We start from the raw sequence: 4058 nt of genomic DNA, 5'->3' as shown, positions 1-4058 counted from the left end.
TGAGTATGTTGCGGCATGGACAACACATTCCCGCCTGCAAACCGGAAACGCTGCCGTCTAACGTGGGTACTGTCTTCCCTATCATCCTCCACGGCCTGGACAGCAGGCTCAATCCGGGCATGCACGGCAAACTGCTCGCCAAGCACGGCATCATATTCGTCCACCAAATACCTGGTGAAGTCATGAATCGTTGTGTATTCAAAAAATATGTCCGGCGTCAGCTCAAGTCGGTATAAGTGATTGATGTTGTTGGTAAATTGTGTGAGCAGGATGGAATCGAAGCCATACTCACTCAGTTCTACATGTTCATCAATATCTTCAAGTTTGACTTTCAGCAATTTTGACACGGCCTGTATCATAGCGGCCTGTACCTTGTCCAGCAGATCCGGTACGGCATTGCTTTTAGGGGAAGCTTCTGAAATTCCTGTCACCTTTTCAGGCTGCCTAATCTCTGGAGTCGTGATTAAACCCATGCTTTTCTTCATTTTTGCGAGATTGCCTTCCATCACCATAACCTGATCAACGCCCGCGATCATGCCACGATACAAGGCCTGAACGCCGGAAGAGGTTGACATGCCGCTCATGCCTGTACGCTGCCTTACCAGCTTCTCCGTTTCCTCATCAATACGCATCCCACCCTCTTTCCATAGCGGCCAATTGATGGATAGCGTTTGACCCTGGCGCTGCTTAGATGCTATCAGAGTGTTCCGGTATCCGGCATAAGCATCCATAAACGCATTAGCTGCAGAATAGTCTGCCTGTCCCTGATTACCTAATCCTCCGGCTACAGACGAAAATAGAACAAAGAAGTCAAGCGGCAGATTCTTGCTTGCCTGATCCAGATTCACTGTCCCTATTACTTTGGGTGCGAGAACCTCCAGCATTTCCTCGCTATTTTTTTGGAGTATGCGGTTGTCACGAATGACTCCTGCACTGTGAATGATGCCATTGATGTTTCCGAATTCCTCCTGAATTTCCTGGATTAAATCGGTCACCGCCTGCTCCTGAGTCACATCGACCTGTCTGTATATTATTCGCGCCCCTAATGCCTCCATTTTCTTTATCTCAGCCCGTTTGCCCTCATCCAGCGCGGAACGCCCCGTTAAAATCAAGACGGCTTTATGGACTTTATCCGTAATCTCTTTGGCAAAAATGAGTCCCAATCCACCGGCACCGCCAGTAATCAGGTACACTCCGCCATCCTTCCACGGGTTACCCGCCGCTTCCTGAGAGATGTGAACTTCGTTCCAGCAGGAAACCCACCGTGTGCCTTTCTCGTACCGAATCTGGATATCCTCGAGGCTACGGCTGTTTTCTTTTAAAATGTCTATGATTGCTCCCCAGTCCTCATCCTGTCCCAGTTCTATTAACTGACCTACCAGTTTTGAATGCTCAAGCCGGGCCGTTTTTAAAAGACCGGAAAGTCCCGAGAAAAGCTGCTGCTCCTCCTGTCCGCTTATGGCAATCTGGATCAGCACCTTGCCATTGGGTTTTTCCCTGAAAATGCTTTGAATCTCTTCAACCACCTGGACGGCGTAATGCTGGAACTGTTCCGCGATTCCGTTTCGGTCGGGTTGCAGTACAATGCATTGCACGCCGTCCATCCGAGCTTCAACTTGTTCACGGGAAATCTCGGACGGCTGGCAGAGTAACACGACATGGCGATCATATACAGGCATTTCAGCCCCTAGAGCAATCCCTTGCTCTTTCCATACGGGTTCAAGCATCAAGTTACTGGAATTTGACTGAACATCCGAGGAAATCAAGTCCCTATTCAGAATTCTTGATGAATATCCTTTTATCCTGACACAGATGGCTCCAGTTTCGTCGCTCAGGTCAATATCCAGCTTCTGTGCCTTTTCCTCAGCTAGACCGTCTGCATTGTAGCGAATCAGCGCCCACATGATGGAGCTGCAATTTTTTATAATTTCAACTTCTTGAATGGCGTAAGGCAAAGAAGGTTTGATCTCGCCAGACCCCAGCGTCAAGCCCACGGTTGCCTGCAAGGCCGAATCTATCATACTTGGATGCAGGACAAATTTGCTTTGGTTGTCAGAAACGGAAGCCGGCAAGCATAACTTAGCCAGCACTTGACCCTCTCCCGCATACACCATCTCAATTCCTTGATGTCCAGGGCCATAATCCATTCCCATATCCCTGAAAACTCCATACAATTGTGTGGGGTCGAAGTTCCGACTGCATACATTCTGCAAGTCTTTAATATTCAGTGTTGGGACCTCCACAGCCGATCTTCGTGTAGCACTGCCGTAGCTATATATCACAATCCCTGCATCAGCTTCTGCGCTCTCCCCATATATTTCATAGGAAATCTCTTGATGTTCATCCAGGAAAAGTCCGATGTGTAGCTGTAGTGGCCCATCCTCTACGATAATAGGCCGTGCCCAAACCACGTTTTTAAGGCAAATTCCGGTTGGCCCGCCCTCATCAGATCCTGTTGCCTGATTCACGGCCGCCCGGACCATTTCAAGACAAGCAGCCCCGGATAGAACCTTGCGTCCATTCACCACATGATCCTTCAGGAAAAACTCCTGGCCTGTAAAAGTCGAACTGAACCGCTGCTCCGAGAAATCGGAGATGTTTCGATGCAGTAAAGGATGGAGCGAAGCAGCAGTGACAGAAGTCATGCCTTTGCCTGCCTTGCTGTTAAGCTCAGGCGCCCAGCAGCGTTCTCTCGCAAAAGGATAGGTCGGTAGACTGATCCGGTAAGGTTTGATGTCCCCATACAGCTTGTTCCAGTCAATAGTTAGCCCCTTTACCCACAACTCCGCTATTTTTTTCAGTTTTCTCTTCTTGATCCAGGTTTCAAGCAACGATTTGGCATCTTCATCCGCCTCAAACATCACAATCCCGTCTTTGCTCTTTTTCACCTGCGCCGTTAGGACGCCAGAAACCAGATCATGATTCGCAAATCCTTCGAGCGCTTTTAGCAATGCCTCTTTTGAATCTGCCACAAAAGCCAGCCGGTAATCCATCGGCTCGCGGCTCACTTGCAGCGTATACCCCATATCCGAGAGGTTAAGATTTTCCCGGGATGCAATAAAGCTCCTCATTCTTTCGGCATACGTTTTTAGTTGCTTTTCACCTTTGGCAGACAAAACGAAGAGAACGGGATTATGGATATCGGCGGCTGTTGGTGATGTCGCAGATGTTCCCGTCCCTGGACGATATTCTTCAATAATAAGATGGGCGTTCGTACCGCTAAATCCGAAAGAGCTCACAGCGGCGCGCCTTTTGTCCCCGCGGGAAGGTTCCCAGGCGTTCAATTCTGTATTTACATAAAAAGGAGAATTATCAAAATCAAAATGCTCATTCGGGTTCTTGAAATTCAGTGTCGGTACTAGCTTTCTATGCTTCATGCATAGCAACACCTTTTGCACGCTTGCTATGCCCGCTGCTGCAGAAGTATGCCCGATATTGCTTTTTACCGAACCTATGGCACAGTAGTTCTTCTGATCGGTTTTCTCTTTAAAGGCGGTTGATAAAGCTTCCAATTCAATAGGGTCACCCAGCTTGGTTCCTGTCCCATGCATTTCAACATAGCTAATGCTTTCAGGCTCAATCTGATATTTGTTGTATATTTCCCGCTCCAGCTCAATTTGGCTGTTTGTGCTTGGAGCGGTAATCCCGTTGGTTTTTCCATCTTGATTGATTCCGGACCCAATAATAACTCCGTATATATGATCCCGATCAGCTTCAGCATCCTTCAGCCGCTTCAGAACCAGCGCCCCTACTCCTTCCCCTGGAACAAAGCCGTTGGCGCTATTGTCAAACGTTTTACACCGGCCATCTGGCGACAACATTCCGGATGCAGACATGCCTACATACGATTCAGGAGTCAGATATAGCGACACCCCGCCAACCAACGCCATTTCTATCTCTCCGTTAGATAACGCCTGGCAGGCCAGATGGGTTGCCACCAGCGATGAGGAGCATGCCGTATCTACGGATATGGCCGGACCTTTCAGATTGAGGAAATAAGAGATACGAGCCGCTGCAATAGCGTTACTGTTCCCAGTAGTATTGGTGAACTGCGCTTG

Annotated in this window: 1 protein-coding gene; it reads right to left on the bottom strand. The window is 48.7% G+C overall.

Annotation, left to right across the window (positions count from 1 at the left end):
• The coding region (locus GRP75_RS20430) for a type I polyketide synthase (protein ID WP_160790208.1) at window positions 1-4058 on the bottom strand (4058 nt) is incomplete at both ends.

The organism is Paenibacillus sp. OT2-17, from assembly GCF_009827695.1.
GTDB classification, from domain to species: domain Bacteria; phylum Bacillota; class Bacilli; order Paenibacillales; family Paenibacillaceae; genus Paenibacillus; species Paenibacillus polymyxa_B.
The sequence above is the reverse complement of the archived record's forward strand: the minus strand, read 5'-3'. Positions and strand labels throughout refer to the sequence as shown.